The following is a 20000-nucleotide window of genomic DNA, read 5'->3' as shown; positions in this document are numbered from 1 at the left end:
TACCACCCCTGCGGGCGACCGGCTCCACTCCGCCGGGTGAAGGCGGAGCGGGCACGCCGCGGCCGGCGCCCACCCGGAGGCGGCCGGGCCGCGGCGTGCCCCCGTCAGCTCACCCGGCCTGTTCCCGCGCGCCCGCCCCGGCCGCCGCGGCGGGCCCGGGCATCCGCCGGGCCACGACCGCACCCGCCACCAGACCCGCGCCGGCGAGCACCGTGGCCACCAGGAACGGATCGAAGGAGTGCAGGGTGGGCGCGAAGCCGACCCCCACGCAGACGGTCACCCCGGCCGCGCCGCCCAGCTGGTCGGCGGCGCGCTGGACGCCCGAGGCGATCCCGGCGTCGTCCTCGGTGACGCCGGTGACCGCGACGTACTGGAGACCGACGATGCCGAATCCCATACCGGCCGCGACCAGCACCATGGCCGGGACCAGCGCGGCCCCGTCCGCGGACGAGGCCGAGACGAGCGCGATGGCCGCCATCGCCGCCGCCGTGCACCCCAGGCCGGCGAGCACGCACGCGCGGGGCCCCCAGCGGCCCAGCAGGCGGGGCGCCAGCAGGGAGAACACGATCAGCGAGACCGCCAGGGGCAGCATCGTCAGCCCCGCGCCCAGCGGTCCCATGCCCAGCCGGTCCTGAAGGGAGAACGTGAACAGCAGGAACGACGTCGACAGGGCCCCGCTCAGCAGCATCGTGGCCAGGTTGGCCGCGACCCGGGTGCGGTGGGCGATCAGGCGCAGCGGCACCAGCGGATTGCGCGAGCGCGCCTCGACCCGTACGAACCCGATCCCGGCCGCCACCGCCCCGGTCAGCGCCGCCGGGGCCGGCCACGGGGACGTGCCGGGCTCACCGGCCTCGACCACGCCGAGCGTGAACAGCAGCGGGCAGGCGGTCAGCAGCAGTGCGCCGGGAAGGTCCAGCGCCCGCCGGTCCCCGGACACGGGCCGGTCGCGGTCGACCAGGAAGACGGCCGCCGACAGGACGACCAGGATGAACGGTACCGAGATCAGGAAGATCCACCGCCACCCCAGGTGCGCGGTGATGACACCGGACAGCACGAACCCGAGCACGAGTCCGCAGCTGGCCACCGCCGCCCACACGCCGAGGGCCCGCGACCGGCGCGGCCCCTCCGGGAACATCAGGATGACGGTGGCCATCGCGGCGGGCAGCGCGACGGCCTCCCCGGCGCCCTGGAGCAGGCGCGCGACGACCAGCAGGCCGAACGTGGGGGCCAGGCCCGCCAGCAGCGACGCGACGCCGAACAGGCCGGTGCCCAGCAGCAGTACGCGCCGTCGCCCGAGCAGGTCGCCCAGCCGGCCGCCGAACATCAGCAGGCCGCCGCCGGAGACCGTGTAGCCGACCACGACCCAGGTCAGGGAGTGCCCGTCGACGCCGAGGTCGGCGCCGATCGACGGCAGGGCGACGGTGACCACGGTCACGTCGACCGCGATGAAGAACTGGAGCATGGACATCGCGCACAGCACCAGCCACGCGCGTGCGGGGGACGGGCCGCGCCCGCCGGCGCACCGGCGGGAAGAACGGCGGGACCATCCGCGGGACGATCCGCGGGAAGAGGGGATGCCTGAGAACATCAGGTGCTCCGTAGCTCAGAAACGGTTCCGAGCAGCGCGAAGAGGCCGCCCGGATCTGATCACGAAGCGGCTGGACGCTCTGGTGACGGGTGAGCAGAACGCCCCGCCGCTAGCGGAGGGTCCTGGTCACCGCGGCGCAACCGGCCGCACACGAAGCTGCAGACATGCGATCGACGGTATCAGGGGGGCCGGGGCGGGCCGGGGAGCGCCGGGGCGCGGGGCCGTGCACCCGCCCCCCGGGCCCCGGAAGTCCCTCGCGGGGGCTGTCCCTCGGCCGGAAGTTGCGGCACCCTGGTCTCGCGTTCAACTCGCGTAGACATACAGGTACTTCGCGCCGCGCCCACCTCACGTTCCGCACCCCGCACCCCACTGCCCGGTTGTCGACCCGGAGGACGTCCCGCCCATGCGCTCGACCCGTACCAGTCTGCTGGCCCTGCTGGCGCTCCTCGGGGGCCTGCTCACGGTCACCGCCACCGCGAGCCCGGCCGCCGCCGCCCCCAACTTCAAGGCCCCTTACGGCTGCGGCCAGCAATGGACGTACAGCCATCACTCCGCCGAGGTCAGACAGGCCCTCGACTTCGTCCGCACCGACGGCGGGGCGACCGCCGGCTCCCCGGTCCTCGCCTCGGCCGCCGGAACCGCCTACCGCTACTCCCAGCCGAGCGGCGCGGGCAACTACATCGCGGTCGAGCACGGCGGCGGCTGGAAGACGTACTACTTCCACCTCGCCGCCTTCTCCGTCGCCAACGGGGCCCAGGTCGCCCAGGGCCAGCAGATCGGCACCACCGGATCGACCGGGAACAGCTCCGGCGCCCACATCCACTACGAGCAGCTGTACAACGGCGTCGGCCAGAACATCGTCATCAACGGCCGCTCGCTCGCCCCGTATCCGGGCTCGTACTACAGCAAGTACCTGACCAGCGACAACGGTTGCGGTGGCAGCGGCGGCAAGCACTGGGTCGACACGTTCGCCAACGCCACCGGCTACGCCGCCGCGAACACGGCCGACGCCCAGGGCGTCCTGAACGCCGGCACGAACTACGTGTACTGCAAGGTGTGGGGAGCGCGGGTCGGCACCGCCACCCAGTTCAACCACTGGTGGCTGCGCACCGACCTGGACACGGTGTACGCGGGCAAGAACGGCCGCAACGCGTACGTCTCCGCGTACTACCTCTCCCGCTGGGGCAATGACGAGGCCCGCGACAACAACGGGGCGGTGATCCCGAACTGCTGAGCCCGGACTGCTGAGCCGGGGAGGCCCGGCCCGCTGGCGCGCCCCGGTCCGGCGCAAAAGCCGTCGAGCAAGATCGGCCCGGCCTGGCACCCTGGCCGTACGGGCCCGACGGCGGAAGTTCCGGGGGCCGGGGACCTCACGGAGGAGCGGGCCGCATGGCGACCGTCGTCGATCTGTTGACCTACCCCGTCAAGGGCTGCGCGGGAACGTCCCTGGACAGTGCGTACCTCACGCCGGCGGGTCTCGCGCACGACCGCAGCTTCATGGTCGTCAGCGTCGACGGGGTCTACCGCACCCAACGCCGCGACCCCCGCCTCGCCCTCGTCCGGCCCACCATCAGCGCCGACGGCGGCAGGCTCACGCTCGCGTCGGCGGAGCGGGGGAGCGGTGACGGGGTCCGCGGTGGTGGCGACGGGCTGGACCTCGACGTCGTCACTTCCGCGCCCCGGCGCGACGTCGACCTCTTCGGAGCGACGTTCCGGGGCATCGACCAGGGCGAGGCGGCGGCGGCCTGGCTCTCGGACTTCCTGGGCGCCCCGAGCCGACTGGTCCGGGTGCCGCCGGAGCACGACCGCAGGACCGACGGTCTGACCCCGGGCACCTCCGGCTACGCGGACAGCAGTGCCGTGCATCTGCTCTCCCGCGCCTCGCTCGGGAACCTGAACGCGCGGATGGCCGAGCGCGGCGCCCCGCCCCTGGCCATGGACCGCTTCCGGCCGAACATCGTCGTCGACAGCCGCCCCGAGGGGAGCCACGGTGAGGACTGGGCGGCGGAGCCGCACGCCGAGGACCGGATCCGCCGCATGACCATCGGTGCGGCCGACCTGGGCTACACCAAGCTCGCCGTCCGCTGCGCGGTGACCCTGGTCGACCAGGAGGCCGGGGCGCGGGGCGGCCCGGAGCCGCTGCGGACCCTCGCGGGCTACCGCCGGGCACCGGGCGGCGGGGTGGTGTTCGGCGCGAAGTTCTCCGTGGTGCGGCCGGGCAAGCTGTCGGTGGGCGACGAGGTGGACGTGGCGGAGTGGGGCGACGCGGAGGCGTGAGACCCGGTCGAGCGCCGTCCCCCCGCCCCAGCACCCGGGTGGGGCACCGGCGACCCAAGGGGCCGCCCGGCATCGGGGCGTCAGGGTGCGCCCGGGCCCTGGAGGATCTGGAGGTAGTTGCCCACCGGGTCCACGATCGTCGAGAAGTACCAGCCGCCCCCGACCTCCTCGACCGGGCGCACCCAGGTCACCCCCAGCGCGTTCAGGTGCCTCTCCGCCGCCCGGATGTCGCGCACGGTGAGGTTGATCAGCTGGCGGCCCGGTTCGGCGGCCTGGTCCGCCACGTCGTCCCGTTCGTCGAATCCGATGATCGCGCCCGGGCCGATGACCAGGAGGTGCTCCGCCCAGTGGGCGCCCAGGGGCTCCAGCGCCGCCCGGTACCAGGCGATCAGGGCGTCGGAGTCCGTGCTGCCGAGGACGACCCCGAGGCCGGTGATGCCCGCGGCGTCCGTGGTGCCGGTGCTGTCGTCGGTGGAGGCTGTCATGGCTGTTCCCCGCTCTGGTGATCATGTGTCGCCGCGTGCCGGGTGGCCGCGCCGGTCGTGCCGTTCTCTCGCGTAGGGGTGACCGCGGCCGGCCGCGAAACTCATCGGTGTCCGGCGCCGGCGCACCCGGATGTCCCCCCACCCCTTGTCTGATGGTCCGTCAGGTATGACGATGGCGGCCGTCGCCCGGGGCGGGACCGTTCCGGGCCGGAGGGGAAGGAGGCCGCCGTGCCGATATCGCCCGATGGGCCGCCGGCGTACGGGATGCAGCTGCCGGTCCAGTCGCAGAGCGCCATCTACGCGGAACCCTGGGAGGCGGCGGCGACCCCCGCCGATCTCGTCCGCGTCGCCCGCGCCGCCGATCGCTGCGGGTTCGCCTACGTCGCCGGCTGCGACCACGTCGCGATCCCGCGTCGGCTGGCGGAGGGCATGAGCACCGTCTGGTACGACCCGGTCGCCACGCTCGCCTTTCTCGCCGGGGTCACCGAGCGCGTTCTGCTCATGAGCCATGTCGCCGTCGTCGGGCTGCGCCATCCGCTCGTCACCGCCAAGCAGTACGCCACCCTCGACCACCTCAGTGGCGGGCGGCTGATCCTCGGGGTCGGGGCCGGGCACGTGCGGGAGGAGTTCGAGGCGGTCGGGGCGGACTTCGACGGGCGCGGGCGGGTGCTGGACGAGTCGATCGACGCGCTGCGGGCCGCGCTCGGGCCGGAGGAGTACCCGGAGTTCGCGGGGGAGCGGTTCTCGTTCGGCGGGCTCGGGCAGTTGCCCCGGCCGGTCCAGGAGCGGGTGCCGATCTGGGTGGGCGGCTCCTCGCCCGCCGCCACCCGCCGGGCCGCCGTGCGCGGGGACGGGTGGCTGCCGCAGGGCGATGCCCGGGACCGGCTGCCCGCCCAGATCGCCCGGGTGCACGCCCTGCGGGAGGAGGTGGGGATCGAGGAGCGCATCGTCGTCGGTGCGATCACCGAGCCGCTGTACGTGGGTGAGCCCGGGTGGTCCGTGGGGCGGCGCACGCTCAGCGGGAAGCCGGAAGCGCTCGCCGAGTCGCTGCGGGAGTACGCGGCGATCGGCGTGCACCAGATCCAGGTCCGCTTCCGCAGCCGGAGCGTGGACGAACTGACCGATCAGATGGCGGCGTTCGGCACGGACGTGGCCCCCCACCTCGGCACGTGAAGGAGACGGGCATGGGCAAGCTGGACGGGCGGGTCGTCCTGGTCACCGGGGCGGCGCGCGGGCAGGGCGAGCAGGAGGCGCGGATCTTCGTCGAGGAGGGGGCGCGGGTCGTCGTCGCCGATGTGCTGGTCGAGCAGGGGGAGTCGCTGGCCGAGGAGCTGGGGGAGTCGGTCGCCCGGTTCGTGCGGCTGGACGTCGGGAGCGAGGAGGACTGGGGCGCCGCCGTCGCCGTGGCCAAGGACGCCTTCGGCAAGATCGACGGACTGGTCAACAACGCCGGCATCCTGCGCTTCAACGAGCTGGTCAACACCCCGCTGGACGAGTTCGAGCAGGTGGTGCGGGTCAACATGACGGGCGCGTTCCTCGGGATGCGCGCCGTCGCGCCCGAGATCGAGGCCGCGGGCGGCGGGACGATCGTGAACACGTCCTCGTACACCGGCCTGACCGGCATGCCCCTGGTGGGCGCGTACGCCGCGACCAAGCACGCGGTGCTGGGGCTGACCAGGGTCGCCGCCATGGAGCTGGCCGGGAAGGGGATCCGGGTCAACGCCGTATGCCCGGGGGCCGTCGACACCGCGATGAGCAATCCGGCCCTGCTGGACGCGGAGGCCGATCTGTCGACGTCGAGCGCGGCCCTGGACGCGTACTACCGCAAGCTCGTGCCGATGGGCCGGATCGGCCGGCCCGAGGAGGTCGCCGCGCTGGTGCTGTTCCTCACCGGCCCCGACTCCTCGTACATCACCGGGCAGCCGTTCGTCGTGGACGGGGGGTGGCTGGCCGGGGTCAGCCCGTTCTGACGAAGCGTCAGCTATTGACGGGTCGCGGTGGTGGTGGAACAGTCGGTCGCATCGCAATCTGACGGGTCGTCAGATAAGTCGTCAGGAAGACTTGAGGACGGTGAACCTCCGTGGAATTCGGGCTCTTTGTCCAGGGGTACGTGCCCGCCGCGCGTGCCAAGGTGGACCCCGAGGCAGAGCACAAGGCGCTGATCGAGGAGACCGAGTACGTCATCCAGGCGGACAAGTCCGGCTTCAAGTACGCCTGGGCCTCCGAGCACCACTTCCTGGAGGAGTACTCGCACCTCTCCGCCAACGACGTCTACCTCGGCTATCTCGCGCACGCCACCGAGCACATCCACCTCGGCTCCGGCATCTTCAACCCGCTCGCGCCCGTCAACCACCCGGTGAAGGTCGCCGAGAAGGTCGCGATGCTCGACCACCTCTCCGGGGGGCGGTTCGAGTTCGGCACCGGGCGGGGGGCGGGCAGCCACGAGATCCTCGGGTTCATGCCGGGCATCACCGACATGAACCACACGAAGGAGCTGTGGGAGGAGACGATCGCCGAGTTCCCCAAGATGTGGCTCCAGGACGAGTACGCCGGCTTCCAGGGCAAGCACTGGTCGCTGCCGCCGCGCAAGATCCTTCCGAAGCCGTACGGGAAGGCCCACCCGGCCATGTGGTACGCGGCCGGATCGCCGTCCTCGTACGCCATGGCGGGCAAGAAGGGGCTCGGCGTGCTGGGCTTCAGCGTGCAGAAGGTCTCCGACATGGAGTGGGTCGTCGAGTCCTACAAGAACGCGGTCAAGGACGCGGAGCCGGTCGGAGCGTTCGTCAACGACAACGTGATGGTGACGTCCACCGCCATCTGTGCCGAGACGCACGCGAAGGCGGTGGAGATCGCGGTGGGCGGAGGGCTCAACTACCTCCAGTCGCTGCTGTTCCGCTACCACGACACGTTTCCGCGGCCGGAGGGGATTCCGGAGTGGCCGGAGCTTCTTCCGGAGTACACCGAGGAGATCGTCGAGCTGCTGATCGCCGAGGAGCTGATGATCTGCGGTGATCCGGACGAGGTGCTGAAGCAGTGCCGGCGGTGGGATCGGGCGGGGGCCGACCAGCTGAGCTTCGGCCTGCCGATCGGGATCAGCCCCGAGGACACGATGAACACGATCCGGCTGATCGGGGAGCACGTGATCCCGCGGATCGACACGGACCCGGTGCACCGGACCTCGCGGATGCGGGCCGCCTAGGGCCTGTCATCGAGCTGCCGGCTGCCGGGTGGCCCTTCGGGCGACGACGGCAGTGTGACGACAGGCCCCGGGCCAGGTCGGGGCGCAGCCCCCGCCGGTGAGCCGGGCGGCGTCTTCCCGGACCGCCGCCCTGTGAGCCGGGGTACGTACCGCGGCCCGAGCGTGCGTACCCCGGCTGTCCCAGCCGGGCCGAAGCAAGGAACCCCAGAAGGGAACCGTCATGCTCGACCACCTCATCCGCCGCGCGACCGTCGTGGACGGCACCGGCGGCCCCGCCCGCACCGCCGACGTCGGCATCCGCGACGGCCGGATCGCCGTCGTCGCCGAACCGGGGACCCTCACCGAAGAGGCCGTCACCAGCGAGGACGCCGACGGTCTCGTCCTCGCCCCGGGCTTCGTCGACCCGCACACCCACTACGACGCCCAGCTGTTCTGGGACCCCTACGCCACCCCCTCCATGAACCACGGCGTCACCACCGTCGCGGGCGGCAACTGCGGGTTCACCCTCGCCCCGCTCCACCCCGACCGGCCCGAGGACGCCGACTACACCCGGCGGATGATGTCCCGGGTCGAGGGCATGGCGCTCGCCGCGCTGGAGGAAGGCGTCGACTGGACCTGGTCCACCTTCCGCGAGTACCTCGACGCCCTCGAAGGGCGCATCGCCGTCAACGCCGGGTTCATGGTCGGGCACTGCGCCCTGCGGCGGCACGTCATGGGGCCGGACGCCGTCGGCGGGCAGCCGACACCGGAGCAACTGGACGCCATGCTCGCCCTGTTCCACGACGCGATGGACGCCGGGGCCTGGGGGCTCTCCACCACCCAGTCCTCCACCCACTCCGACGGCGACGGCGAGCCCGTCGCCTCCCGGCACGCCCGGCCCGAGGAACTGCTCGCGCTGTCCCGCGCGGTCGGCGAGCACGAGGGGACGCAACTGGAGGCGATCGTCGCCGGGTGCCTGGACCAGTTCTCCGACGAGGAGATCGACCTCTTCGTCGACATGACCGCCGCCGCCGGACGCCCGCTCAACTGGAACGTCCTCACCATCGACGCCGCCGTACCCGAACGCGTACCGCGCCAGTTGATCCCCAGCGAACGCGCCCGCCGCGCCGGCGGGCGGATCGTCGCCCTCACCATGCCGATCCTCACCCCGATGAACATGTCGCTCGGCACCTTCTGCGCCCTCAACCTCATCCCCGGGTGGGGCGAGATCCTCGCCCTTCCCGTCCCCGAGCGCGTCGAACGGCTCCGGGACCCCGCCACCCGCGCCGAGATGCTGCGCCGCGCCGACAGCAAGGAGGCCGGGGTCTTCCGCCGGCTCGCGAACTTCGGCCGGTACGTCATCGGGGACACCTACAGCGCCGCCAACGAAGGGCTCAGCGGCCGGGTCGTCGACGACATCGCCGCCGAACGCGGCCAGGACGCCTTCCACTGCCTGGTGGAGATCTGCGCCGCCGACGACCTGCGCACGGTCCTGTGGCCGATGCCCACCGACAACGACCCGGCCTCCTGGGCGCTGCGGCAGCGGACCTGGGAGCACGAGGACGTCATGCTCGGCGGCTCCGACGCGGGCGCGCACCTGGACCGGATGTGCGGAGCCCCGTACACCACCCGCTTCCTCGGCGACTGTCTGCGCGGGCGGAGGCTCGTCCCCCTGACCGCCGCCGTGAAGATGCTCACCGACGACCCCGCCCGCCTCTTCGGGCTGCGGGAACGCGGCCGGATCGAGGAGGGCTTCCACGCCGACCTCGTCCTCTTCGACCCCGAACGGATCGACGCCGGGCCCGCCACCCTGGTCCACGACCTGCCCGGGGACAGCCCCCGCCTGGACTCCAGGGCGATCGGGATCGTCTCCGTACGCGTCAACGGGGTCGAGACCCTGCGCGACGACAAGGTGACGGGGGCCGTGCCGGGGACGGTGCTGCGCTCGGGCCGCGACACCCGGACGGTGAGCACGGCGTGAGCCACCCGACCGAGCGGCTGTTCATCGGCGGCGAGTGGGTCCAGCCCGCCGCCGGGCACTACGAGGTGGTCGACCCCGCCACCGAGGAGGTCGTCGGCCTCGCCCCCGAGGCGAGCCGCGCCCAGGTGTACGAGGCGGCAGCGGCGGCGAGAGCGGCCTTCCCGGCCTGGTCGCGGACCCGGCCGGAGGAGCGTGCCGCGATCCTCGACCGGGCCGCCGACCTCGTCCAGCGGGACTTCCTCGCCCACACCGACGTCGCCCGCGCGGAGAGCGGAGCCACCGCCTCCACCGCCCGGGGGATGCAGGTCGGGGTGGGTATCGCCCGGTTCCGGCGGTACGCGCGCGGCGCCCTGGAGCCCGCCGAGGAGGCCATCGCGCCGCAGATCAACGAGGCCGGGCCGATGGGGCGGGCCGGGGTCTTCGGGGCGCTGGCCGTCCGCCATCCGGTCGGCGTGGTCACCTGCGTCACCTCCTACAACAACCCCTGGGCCAACCCGGCGGGCAAGATCGCGCCCGCGCTCGCGATGGGCAACACGGTCGTGGTGAAGCCCGCCCCGCAGGATCCGCTCTCCGTCTACCGGATGGCCGCCGCTCTCGCGGAGGCGGGCGTTCCGCCGGGGGTGGTGAACGTCGTCACCGGGTCGGGCGTGGAGGCGGGGGAGGCGGCCGTGGACTCGCCCGACGTCGACATGGTCAGCTTCACGGGGTCCACCGCCGTGGGGCAGCGCATCGCGGAGGTGTGCGGGCGCGGGATGAAGCGGCAGCTGATGGAGCTGGGCGGGAAGGGCGCCGCGCTGGTCCTCGAGGACGCCGATCTGGACTCCGCGGTCGCGGGCATCGGGACCACGTTCTCCTTCTACAGCGGACAGATCTGTACGGCTCCGACCCGCGTCCTGGTCCACCGGTCCCGGCAGGACGAGCTGATCGGCTCGCTGGCCGCGTACGCCGCCTCCCTCGCCGTCGGCGACCCCTCGGACCGGGCCACCGTCGTCGGCCCGGTCATCTCCGCCGCCCACCGCGACCGCGTCGAGGCGTACGTGGCACAGGGCCGAAAGGAGGGCGCGCGGGTCGTCACGGGCGGCGTCCGGCCCGGCCATCTGGACCGGGGCTTCTACGTGGCGCCCACGCTGCTGGCCGACTGCACCCCGCAGATGCGGGTGGTCCGCGAGGAGATCTTCGGGCCGGTCGTGGTGGTCGTCCCCTTCGACGACGAGGAGGAGGGCGTCGCGCTCGCCAACGACAGCGACTACGGCCTCATCGACTACGTCTGGTCCGGGGACGTCGCCCGCGCCTTCCGCGTCGCCCGGCGGTTGCGCGCGGGCGGGGTCGGCGTGAACACGGTCGGGCGGAACATGGAGGCCCCGTTCGGCGGGTTCAAGAGGAGCGGGGTGGGGCGGGACGTGGGCTCGTACGCGCTGCACGCCTACAGCGAGACGCAGGCGATCGTCTGGCCCGGCTGAAGACGCCTCCACGGGCCGCGGGAAAATTTTGAATCAGTGCAAAACGGACAGCGCTGCGATTACCGTACGTCGTCGCGCCCGGCTGAGTGGCATGTATTACAAGGCTTCATGTGGATGTGACCTTGAATTGATGAAGCATTTCTGGGGAGTTGGCTGATATATCCAAGGGTGAGACGCTGGAGTCTCACGCTCCGGATGTGGATATCGCAGCGCATAGCGTCCTCCTCATGAGTCAGCTGGACGCGCGGCCACGGGCCGGAGACACGGTACGGGGAAGCGCCCCGGCCGACGGTGGCACGGGCGGCGGCGTGCGCGGCAAGGGCCTCGGCGGGAACTCCGTCGGCCTCATGGGCAGCGCCGTCATCGGTGTCTCCACCGTCGCGCCCGTCTACTGCCTGACCTCCACCCTCGGCTCCACCGCCGGAGAGGTCGGCGTGCAGATGCCCGCCGTCTTCCTGGCCGGGTTCCTGCCGATGCTGCTCGTGGCCTTCGCCTACCGCGAGCTGAACCGGGCCGTGCCGGACTGCGGCACCTCGTTCACCTGGACGGTGAAGGCCTTCGGGCCGCGCGTCGGCTGGATGTGCGGCTGGGGTCTCGTCATCGCGACGATCATCGTGCTGTCCAACCTGGCGGGCGTCGCCACCTCGTACTTCTGGCTGCTCGCGGGCGAGATCACCGGCAGCGCTTCGGTCGCCGCCCTGGACGACAGCAAGCCGGTCCACATCCTGACCTGCCTGGTCCTCATCGCCGTCGCCACCGCGATCAGCTACCGGGGCATGACCGCCACCAAGGGCATCCAGTACGCCCTGGTCGGGCTCCAGTTGGTCGTCCTCGCCGTGTTCGTGACGATGGCGCTGAGCAAGGCGGGCAGCGGCGGCCCGGACTTCGCCTCCTCGCTCGACTTCTCCTGGTCCTGGCTGAACCCCTTCGCCGTCCAGTCCTTCGCGGCCTTCACCGCCGGGCTGTCCCTCTCGATCTTCATGTTCTGGGGCTGGGACGCCTGTCTGACCGCCAACGAGGAGACCACCGGCAGCGAGAAGACCCCCGGCCGCGCGGCCCTCATCGCGATGGTCGTCCTGGTCGGCTCCTACCTCGCCACCGGCATCGCCGCGCAGATGGCCGTCGGCTCCGGCGCCTCGGGGCTCGGCCTCGCCAACCCGGACACCTCCGACAACGTCTTCGCCGCCCTCGCCGGACCGGTCATGGGCCCCGGCCTCGGCGTCCTGCTGTTCCTCGCGGTCCTCGCCTCGGCCGCCGCCAGCCTCCAGACCACGTTCATCCCGGTCGCCCGCACGGTGCTCGCGATGTCCGCGTACGAGGCGATGCCGGCCTCGTACGCCAAGGTCCACCCCCGCTTCAGGACCCCCGGCCGGGCGACGATCACGGCGGGCATCGGCACCGGCGTCTTCTACACCGTGATGACCCTGGTCAGCGAGCACGTCCTGGTCGACACCATCTACGCGCTCGGTCTGATGATCTGCTTCTACTACGCGCTGACCGCCTTCGCCTGCGCCTGGTACTTCCGCGCCGAACTGACCCGCTCCGCCCGGGACCTGGTCTTCAAGGGACTCTTCCCGCTGCTCGGCGGCGTGCTGCTCGCCGCCGTCTTCGCCAAGACGCTCTACGACATGTGGGACCCGGCCTACGGTTCCGGATCCTCGGTGTTCGGCGTCGGCTCGGTCTTCGTCATCGGGGTGGGGCTGCTGCTCCTCGGCGTCGTGCTGATGGTCGCGATGGAGCGCCGCAGCCCGGCGTTCTTCCGGGGCGAGGTCCTGACGAAGGAGACCCCGGCCCTCGTGGTCGAGGACTGAGGTCTCCGGTACCGCGGTCCCGACGGCTACGGCCGCCAGTAACCCAGCGCGTTCACCCGGTCCTTGGGCAGGCCCAGCTCCTTGCGGAGGTAGGCCGACAGGGTCCGGGTGGTCGCCGTGTCGCAGGCGACCCAGACGTAGGCGTCCGAGCGGTCGTCGCCCAGCAGTTCCGGCAGGGCCGCCCGCACCTCGGAGACGAGGTGGGCCCCCGCCTCGCGGCGCTCCACGTGGTGCAGGGTGTGGCGGGCCTCGTCGAGGCGGAACGGCAGTTTCCGGTCCTCCTCGTGCGCGGTCTCGAACCAGATCGTCGCCCGGGCCGACGGGACCGCGTCCAGCAGGGAGTTGATCGCCGGAAGCGCCGCCGCGTCCCCGATCACGAACAGCCGCGCGGGCGCCGGTTCGGGCAGGGTGAAGCCGGTGCCCTGGAGCGTCGCGTCGATCGTCGCGCCGATCTCGACGGTCCTCGCCCAGTCGCAGGCGGGGCCGTCGTGCAGGGCGAATTCCAGACCGAAGGTGCCCGTCTCCGGGTCGGGGTCGACCAGGGTGTAGGCACGCTGGTGCGGTTTGCCGTCCTTCTCGAACCACAGCCGCACCCACATCGTCGGGTGCGCCCCGCCCGTCGCGGCGAGCAGGCCGCCGTCGGTCACGTACACCCGGCGGAAGCGGTCGGTGACCTGTTCCGTGCCGGTCACCGTGAACGTGAAGTCACGCCCCCTGAACAGTTTGAGAACGACGCCTTCCCAGCCATGCCCCACGGTGTCTCCTGCCTCGCCCCGGTGTCCCGGCCCTCTGCCCAAAAGGTCACTTTAGGTTAGGCTAACCTAAATTCCGGGGGCTGGGGAGTGGCTGAAAACCACCGGATGCAGGGGATGGGCGAAACGATGACGACCGACGTCGACAGCGAGAGACCGGGCGCGGGCGCGCACGGCGGTTCCGAGGCGCTCCGGGGCGACGCGCGAGCGCCCCGCGAAGAGTCCGGGGACTGCGGGGAATCCGAGGCCCGCGGGGACTTCGAACCCTTCGAACCCTTCGAACCCTTCGAGGGCTGCGAAGGGTTCGGGGACTTCGAGGTGTTCCGCGACGACTGGGGGATACCCCACCTGCGGGCCGCCGACGCCCTCGCGCTGGCCCGCGCCCAGGGGCACGTCACCGCCCTCGACCGGGCCTGGCAACTGGAGACCGAGCGCCACCGGTTGCTCGGTACCAGCGCCTCCGTCCTCGGCCCGGAAGCCGTCGACTGGGACCGGTTCGTCCGGCGGGCCCGGCTCGCCGACACCGCCCGCCGCTGCTTCGACCGGCTCGCGCCCGGGACGGCCGCCTGGGTGCGGGCGTACGTCGACGGAGTCAACAGCGGTCTCGCCGAAGGGGCGGCCCACGCACCCGAGTTCGCCGCGGTGGGCCTCGCCCCGGGCCGCTGGGAGCCCTGGACCCCGCTCGGCGTCTGGCTCTCCACCCACATCCTGTTCGCGGGGTTCCCGACCAAACTCTGGCGCGAAGAGGTGGCCCGCCGGCTCGGCGAGGAGCGGATGACCCTGTTCGCGACGGACGGGCCCGGCACGGCCGGCAGCAACGGCTGGCTGCTCACCGGCGCCCGCACCGCCACCGGCGCCCCGCTCCTCGCGGGCGACCCGCACCGCTTCATCGAGGCCCCCGGCGTCTACCAGCAGATCCGGCTCGCGTGCCCCGAGTTCGACGTCGTCGGCCTCGCGGTCCCCGGCGTCCCCGGCATCGCCCACTTCGGGCACGCCGGCCACGTCGCCTGGGCGATCACCAACGCCATGGCCGACTACCAGGACCTCTACCGGGAGCGGTTGCGCCGCACCCCGGACGGCTCGGTGGAGGCGCTCGGCCCGGACGGCTGGTACCGGGCCCACGCCCACACCGAGACGATCGAGGTGGCGGGGGCGGAGCCGGAACGGGTCGAGGTGATCGAGACGGACCGGGGGCCGGTGATCATCGGCGGCGACCCCGGGACCGGGGAGGAGGCGGCCGACGGGGCCGGGGACGAGGCGGCCGACGGCATCTTCGTCAGCCTCCGCCACCCGCCCCGCGTCACCGGCGATCTCGGCTTCGACGTACTGCCCGCGCTGCTCCGGGCCCGTACGGTCGCCGACGTCGACACCGCCCTCGACCGCTGGGTCGAACCCGTCAACGTGGTCCTGGCCGCCGACACCGCCGGGGCCACCCTGCACCGGGTCGCCGGACACGTCCCGGTGCGCCCGTACGCCAACCGGCTGCGGGTCGTTCCGGCCGAGGATCCGGCGTACGCCTGGCGCGAGGGCGAGACCGTCCCCCTGCCCCGTACCGAGGTCGACGGCCCCGGCGGGATCGCGGTGATGGCCAACGAGCGGGGCCTCGCCGCCCCGCTCGGCGTCGAGTTCGCACCCGCGCACCGGGCCCGCCGGATACGGGAACTGCTCGGCGCGGACACCGGCTGGACCCCCGACGCCCAGGCCGCCGTCCACACCGACACCCGCCTCGCCTCCTCCCGCCCGCTGCTGTCCCTGCTCGCCTGGGCCCCCGGCCTCGGCCCCGCCGCCGAACGCCTCCGGGACCGGCTGCTGCGCTGGGACCGCCACATGGACGCCGACAGCACCGACGCGACCCTCTACGCCCGCCTGCGCACCGACGTCGTCCACCGGCTGGCCGCCCACCCCGCGCTGAAGGGCGTCACCGGCGCGGACGACCCCTGGCGCTCGACCGCCTACCCCGCACTCTTCCGCCCCTGGCTCGCCGCCGTCCCCCGGATCGGCTACGCCCTGGAGAGCCTGCTGACCGTCGGACTCCTGCCGTACGCGGACCGGTTGGCGCTCGTCGCGGCCTCGGCCGAGGCCGTCGCCGCGGCGGCCGAGGAGACCCCGCCCGCCCCGTGGGGCGAGCTGCACCGGCTCTCCCCCTGGCAGGCGCTGCCGGACCTCGCGACCGACGGCTCGGACGATCAGGCGATCCGGCCGGGGGTCGCCGGCGACCACGACTGCGTGCTGTCCACCTCCGGCGTCCCCGGCGTCACCGACCTGTTCGCCCGCGGCCCGGCCGCCCGGTACGTCTGGGACCTGGCCCGCCGTGAGGACAGCCGGTGGGCCGTCCCGTTCGGCGCGTCCGGGGTCCCCGGATCCCCCCACCACCGCGACCAGACGCCCCTGTGGGCACGGGGCGAGCTCGCCCCGGTCGTCACGGACTGGAACCTGCTGCACCGCACGACGCCCCACCGCACGTCGCACCACCCCGAGGAGACCCCCGCCATGACCGCAGCCCCCGAGTCCGTCGCGCCCGCCCTGCGCCCGGCCGTCCACGAGCAGAAGATCGAGGGCTTCGGCACCGTCCGTCTCGTCCCGGTCGACCCGGCGGCCGACGCCGGGCTGCTGCACGGCTGGGTCACCGAGGAACGGGCCCGCTTCTGGGGCATGGCCGACCACACCCGTGAACAGGTCCGCGAGATCTACGCGTTCGTCGACTCGCTCCCCACGCACCACGCCTACCTCGCCCTGCGCGACGGGGTCCCGGCAGCCCTCTTCCAGACGTACGAGCCGGACGCCGACCCGGTCGGCGAGTGCTACGACGTGCAGCCCGGGGACTTCGGCGTCCACCTGCTGATCGCGCCCGCCGAGGGCGAGGGGGCGGTGAAGGGGTACACGGACGCCCTGCTCACCGCGTTCATCGCCCACGTCTTCAGCGACCCGGCCCACCTGCGGGTCGTCGTGGAGCCGGACGCCCGCAACGAGAAGGCCATCGCCCGCATGGTCCGGATCGGGTTCGAGCTGGGACCGGAGATCCGGAAGCCGGAGAAGACGGCCCGGCTCGCGTTCCTGACGCGGGCGGCGCTGGGACTGGCGTGACGGAAGCCGCTCGCGCGGGGCGGGCTGGTCCCCGGGGCGGGGGACCCGCCCGGGGGACGGTGCTGTGCCGCCCGGCGGCCGGGCGGACCCTACGGCGCCGGGTCCGCCCCGTCCGGGTGCAGCGCGCCGCCCGGCCGGAACAGCCGCTTGGCCACCACGTGCCCGCCCTCCGCCGCCATCCGGAACCACGGCTCCGCCGCCGCCAGACCCTCGCGGTGCTCGACCAGGCGGCCCAGCTCCCACATCGACTCCACGTCACCGGCCCGCACCGCCTGCCGCAGCAGCCGCTCGGCGGTGTCGGGCCGCCCCTCGGCCCGCGCGGTCAGGGCGAGCGTCCGCAGCCCGCGCACGGCCCGGGCGTCCCCGGCGGCGGCCGCCGCCGCGAGCGCGGCCGGATCGACGGGACGGCGGGAGCGGCTCCGGAACAGCAGCAGGATCCCGAGCACCCACATGATCCAGCTCAGGCCGATCAGCGTGCCGTTGCCGGTGACGACCCCCGTCAGGCTCAGCGCGCCGCCCGCCGGCAACAGGAAGTACCCGAGCCCCGGACCTCCCGGCCCGTTGCCCCGCCCCGTTCCCCGTGCCATCGCCACTCCTCTCCGTCCGCTCCCGACCCACCTGGGCAACGGTCTCGGATTTCCCTGTCGTACGGCATACCTTGGCCCTTCGCACGCATGACGCGCTGACGGACGACGGAGGTGTTCTCGATGCGGATCTCCACGACGATCTTCCTCACCGACGAGACGGTGACCCCGGTCAGGCTCGCCCGCGAGCTGGAACAGCGGGGGTTCGGCGGACTGTACCTGCCCGAGCACACGCACATCCCGGTGATCCGCAGCACGCCGTACCCGATGGGCGGTGAGCTGCCCCGGGAGTACGGCCGCACCCTGGACCCGTTCGTCGCCCTCGGCCAGGCCGCCGCCGTCACCGAGCGCCTCGTCCTGGGCACCGGCATCACCCTGGTCGCCCAGCACGACCCGATCGACCTGGCCAAGCAGGCGGCCACCCTGGACCACCTCTCCGGGGGCCGGTTCACGCTCGGCGTCGGCTACGGCTGGAACGTCGAGGAGGCCGCCGACCACGGGGTGGAGTGGGCGACGCGCCGGGACCGGGTCCGGGACCGGATGGCCCTGATGCGGGCGCTGTGGGCGGACGGGCCCACCGCGTACGAGGGCGCGTTCGGCTCCGTACGGGCGAGCGAGGCGCACCCCAAGCCGGCCCGGCGGCCCCGCGGCCCGGTCAACGGCCCGCGCACCCTGATCGGCGGCGGGGCGGGCCCCAAGCTGTTCGCGCACATCGCGCAGTACGCGGACGGCTGGCTGCCCATCGGCGGCGGAGGCCTCACCGAGTCCCTGCCGAAGCTGCGGGCGGCCTGGGAGGAGGCCGGGCGCGGCCCGGAGGGCCCCCAGGTGGTGCCGTACGCGGTCCTGCCCGGCCCGGGGAAGCTCGCCCACTACGCCGAGCTGGGCATCGAGGAGGTCGTGCTCCAGCTGCCCCCGGCGGGCGAGGCGGAGGTCCTGCGGACGCTGGACGACTACGCCGCGTATCTCTGACACCCACGACGCGTACCCTTTCCGCTACGCCGTGTACCTCTGACGGCTACGCCGCGTACCGCCGAGGAGGGGTGCCCGGGGCCGCCGGTGCAACCGGGCACGCCCACAGGGCATCCTTGTTCATCGGGGAACGCATAAGCGGGCCCGGCCGGCGGACGCCCCGCCGCGCGGACCGGAGCCCGACCGGGTGGGGAGTGGAATGAACAGGCCGTTGCGGCACATAGCCATCTTCTGCGGGCTGCTGGTGCTGGCCCTGCTGCTGCGGGCGAACTGGCTTCAGCACGTCGACCGCCAGGAGCTGGCCCAGCACGAGCACAACGCCCGGGTGAGGTTCGAACGCTTCGCCACCCCGCGCGGCGACATCATCGTCGGCGGCAAGGCGATCACCGGATCGAAGGAGACCGAGAGCCGGGACTACGCGTTCCTCCGGACCAACAAGGACGGTGCGATGTACGCGCCCGTCACCGGGTACGCCTCCCAGTCCCGGGGCACCTCGCTGCTGGAGCGGACCTACGACAGCGTCCTCAGCGGCCAGGACGACCGGTTCGCCTTCCGGCACGCCAAGGACGTCCTGACGGGGCAGCCCCGGCGCGGCGGCGACGTGATCACCACGATCGACGCCAAGGCGCAGAAGGCGGCCTACAAGGGGCTGACGGACCTGGGCGCCCGGGGCGCGGTGGTCGCCCTGGACCCGCGCACCGGCAAGGTGCTGTCCCTGGTCTCCACCCCCTCGTACGACCCCGAGTCCTTCGCCGGCATCTCCTTCAAGGAGAGCGACCGCTTCACGGCGCTGGAGAAGAAGAAGGGCAAGCCGCTGGCCAACCGCCCCCTCCGCGAGACCTACCCGCCCGGCTCCACCTTCAAGATCCTCACCGCCGCGGCGGCGCTGGAGCACGGGGTGGTCACGGACGTGGACGCCCGGACGGACGCGGTCTCGCCGTACCCCCTGCCGCTCTCCACCAACAAGATCGGCAGCGAGGCGGGCGACGCGGTCTGCAACAAGGCGTCGATGAAGACCGCCATGCAGTACTCCTGCAACAACGTCTTCCTCGACGCGGCGGCCGAGCTGGGCGAGGACCGGATGCGGGAGACGGCGGAGAAGTTCGGCTTCAACGAGGACGTCTACGCGGAGGAGTTCGGCGACATGCTCGCCACCAAGAGCCTCTACCCGCCGAAGCTCGACAAGCCCGGCACGGCCCTCACCGGCATGGGCCAGGGCAGCCTCACCAGCACCCCGATGCAGATGGCGATGGTCACCGCGGCCCTCGCCAACGACGGCAAGCTGATGCAGCCCTACATCGTCGACGAGCTGCGCGGACCGGACCTCTCCACGCTGGAGAAGAACGAGCCGATGGAGATGAGCCAGGCCGTCTCGTCCGAGACGGCGAAGAAGGTCCAGGAGATGATGGAGCACACCGCGAAGGAGGGCAGCGCCCAGCGCGCCCTGATCGACGGTGTGACGGTCGGCGGCAAGACGGGCACCGCCCAGCGCGGCGTGGACGTCCGCGACGAGGTCCCGTACGGCTGGTTCGTCAGCTACGGCAAGAAGGACGACGGCCGTTCGGTCGCCGTCGCCGTGTTCATCGACCCGACGGACATGGACATCTCCCGCTCCGACATCTCGGGCGGCCGGCTCGGCGCCCCGATCGCGAAGAGCGTGATGCAGGCGGTGCTGGGGGACTGAGCCCCTCCGCGGCCCTGAATTGACATGTCCTCCGGTCGCTCAACTGTGCGATCATCATGTGCCCGCCCTTCACGGGGCGGGCACATGTCGTTGTGCTCGGAGGCCCGCCGAACGCGCTGTCCGCGGAGACCCGGAGCACCACCTTCA

The 20000-nt window shown here is 72.8% G+C and carries 15 protein-coding genes; 11 read left to right on the top strand and 4 right to left on the bottom strand.

What is annotated here, in order from left to right:
- Positions 1-109 precede the first annotated feature (109 nt).
- Complete coding sequence (locus DTB53_RS34635; protein WP_012380436.1) at positions 110-1468, bottom strand: MFS transporter; 1359 nt, start codon at positions 1466-1468, stop codon at positions 110-112.
- A 523-nt stretch (positions 1469-1991) separates the two neighbouring features.
- Between DTB53_RS34635 and DTB53_RS34630 the strand changes: the two genes are divergently transcribed.
- Positions 1992-2822, top strand: coding sequence for a M23 family metallopeptidase (locus DTB53_RS34630; RefSeq protein WP_012380437.1), 831 nt, complete (start codon positions 1992-1994; stop codon positions 2820-2822).
- Between the two features lie 155 nt (positions 2823-2977).
- Complete coding sequence (locus DTB53_RS34625; protein ID WP_012380438.1) at positions 2978-3865, top strand: MOSC domain-containing protein; 888 nt, start codon at positions 2978-2980, stop codon at positions 3863-3865.
- A gap of 80 nt (positions 3866-3945) precedes the next feature.
- On the opposite strand, the gene DTB53_RS34620 is transcribed toward DTB53_RS34625, so the two are convergent.
- Complete coding sequence (locus tag DTB53_RS34620; RefSeq protein WP_012380439.1) at positions 3946-4350, bottom strand: VOC family protein; 405 nt, start codon at positions 4348-4350, stop codon at positions 3946-3948.
- Positions 4351-4578: 228 nt separating this feature from the next.
- Here DTB53_RS34620 and DTB53_RS34615 point away from each other — a divergent pair, with 228 nt between their 5' ends.
- From DTB53_RS34615 to DTB53_RS34590, 6 genes are all read left to right on the top strand, one after another.
- Positions 4579-5523 (top strand): LLM class F420-dependent oxidoreductase, encoded by a 945-nt coding sequence (locus DTB53_RS34615; RefSeq protein WP_012380440.1) that lies wholly within the window; start codon positions 4579-4581, stop codon positions 5521-5523.
- A gap of 11 nt (positions 5524-5534) precedes the next feature.
- Complete coding sequence (locus DTB53_RS34610; RefSeq protein ID WP_042496913.1) at positions 5535-6320, top strand: SDR family NAD(P)-dependent oxidoreductase; 786 nt, start codon at positions 5535-5537, stop codon at positions 6318-6320.
- Between the two features lie 110 nt (positions 6321-6430).
- Positions 6431-7549: an LLM class flavin-dependent oxidoreductase gene (locus DTB53_RS34605; RefSeq protein ID WP_042496916.1), complete on the top strand. Its 1119-nt coding sequence runs from the start codon at positions 6431-6433 to the stop codon at positions 7547-7549.
- 220 nt (positions 7550-7769) lie between these two features.
- Complete coding sequence (locus tag DTB53_RS34600) at positions 7770-9509, top strand: N-acyl-D-amino-acid deacylase family protein (RefSeq protein ID WP_003968426.1); 1740 nt, start codon at positions 7770-7772, stop codon at positions 9507-9509.
- Positions 9506-10969 (top strand): aldehyde dehydrogenase family protein, encoded by a 1464-nt coding sequence (locus DTB53_RS34595; RefSeq protein ID WP_012380443.1) that lies wholly within the window; start codon positions 9506-9508, stop codon positions 10967-10969. Before DTB53_RS34600 ends, DTB53_RS34595 begins: the two co-directional genes overlap by 4 nt.
- 227 nt (positions 10970-11196) lie before the next feature.
- Positions 11197-12780 carry an APC family permease gene (locus tag DTB53_RS34590; RefSeq protein ID WP_012380444.1) on the top strand — a complete coding sequence of 528 codons (1584 nt, stop codon included), beginning with the start codon at positions 11197-11199 and terminating at the stop codon, positions 12778-12780.
- Between the two features lie 26 nt (positions 12781-12806).
- On the opposite strand, the gene DTB53_RS34585 is transcribed toward DTB53_RS34590, so the two are convergent.
- Complete coding sequence (locus tag DTB53_RS34585) at positions 12807-13535, bottom strand: siderophore-interacting protein (protein WP_003968429.1); 729 nt, start codon at positions 13533-13535, stop codon at positions 12807-12809.
- Between the two features lie 126 nt (positions 13536-13661).
- On the opposite strand from DTB53_RS34585, the gene DTB53_RS34580 reads away from it, so the two are divergent.
- Positions 13662-16616 carry a GNAT family N-acetyltransferase gene (locus DTB53_RS34580; RefSeq protein WP_075025253.1) on the top strand — a complete coding sequence of 985 codons (2955 nt, stop codon included), beginning with the start codon at positions 13662-13664 and terminating at the stop codon, positions 16614-16616.
- A gap of 89 nt (positions 16617-16705) precedes the next feature.
- On the opposite strand, the gene DTB53_RS34575 is transcribed toward DTB53_RS34580, so the two are convergent.
- On the bottom strand, positions 16706-17203 hold the full coding sequence (locus DTB53_RS34575) for an SEL1-like repeat protein (protein WP_003968431.1): 498 nt from the start codon (positions 17201-17203) through the stop codon (positions 16706-16708).
- A 120-nt stretch (positions 17204-17323) separates the two neighbouring features.
- On the opposite strand from DTB53_RS34575, the gene DTB53_RS34570 reads away from it, so the two are divergent.
- The gene (locus DTB53_RS34570) at positions 17324-18169 is read left to right on the top strand and encodes a TIGR03619 family F420-dependent LLM class oxidoreductase (protein WP_003968432.1); all 846 of its coding nucleotides are present in this window, start codon (positions 17324-17326) and stop codon (positions 18167-18169) included.
- 199 nt (positions 18170-18368) lie between these two features.
- Complete coding sequence (locus DTB53_RS34565) at positions 18369-19853, top strand: peptidoglycan D,D-transpeptidase FtsI family protein (RefSeq protein ID WP_003968433.1); 1485 nt, start codon at positions 18369-18371, stop codon at positions 19851-19853.
- Positions 19854-20000: the final 147 nt, after the last annotated feature.

It is taken from the genome of Streptomyces griseus (assembly GCF_900460065.1).
Classification (GTDB): Bacteria; Actinomycetota; Actinomycetes; order Streptomycetales; family Streptomycetaceae; genus Streptomyces; species Streptomyces griseus.
This window is presented reverse-complemented; position numbering and strand designations above follow the sequence as displayed.

Bases quoted from the DNA above. Each gene is read 5' to 3' on its own strand.
- DTB53_RS34620 (WP_012380439.1), bottom strand. From the start codon at position 4,350: ATGACAGCCTCCACCGACGACAGCACCGGCACCACGGACGCCGCGGGC.
- DTB53_RS34565 (WP_003968433.1), top strand. From the start codon at position 18,369: ATGAACAGGCCGTTGCGGCACATAGCCATCTTCTGCGGGCTGCTGGTG.
- DTB53_RS34580 (WP_075025253.1), top strand. From the start codon at position 13,662: ATGACGACCGACGTCGACAGCGAGAGACCGGGCGCGGGCGCGCACGGC.
- DTB53_RS34610 (WP_042496913.1), top strand. From the start codon at position 5,535: ATGGGCAAGCTGGACGGGCGGGTCGTCCTGGTCACCGGGGCGGCGCGC.
- DTB53_RS34625 (WP_012380438.1), top strand. From the start codon at position 2,978: ATGGCGACCGTCGTCGATCTGTTGACCTACCCCGTCAAGGGCTGCGCG.
- DTB53_RS34600 (WP_003968426.1), top strand. From the start codon at position 7,770: ATGCTCGACCACCTCATCCGCCGCGCGACCGTCGTGGACGGCACCGGC.
- DTB53_RS34635 (WP_012380436.1), bottom strand. From the start codon at position 1,468: ATGTCCATGCTCCAGTTCTTCATCGCGGTCGACGTGACCGTGGTCACC.
- DTB53_RS34570 (WP_003968432.1), top strand. From the start codon at position 17,324: ATGCGGATCTCCACGACGATCTTCCTCACCGACGAGACGGTGACCCCG.
- DTB53_RS34590 (WP_012380444.1), top strand. From the start codon at position 11,197: ATGAGTCAGCTGGACGCGCGGCCACGGGCCGGAGACACGGTACGGGGA.
- DTB53_RS34575 (WP_003968431.1), bottom strand. From the start codon at position 17,203: ATGGCACGGGGAACGGGGCGGGGCAACGGGCCGGGAGGTCCGGGGCTC.
- DTB53_RS34630 (WP_012380437.1), top strand. From the start codon at position 1,992: ATGCGCTCGACCCGTACCAGTCTGCTGGCCCTGCTGGCGCTCCTCGGG.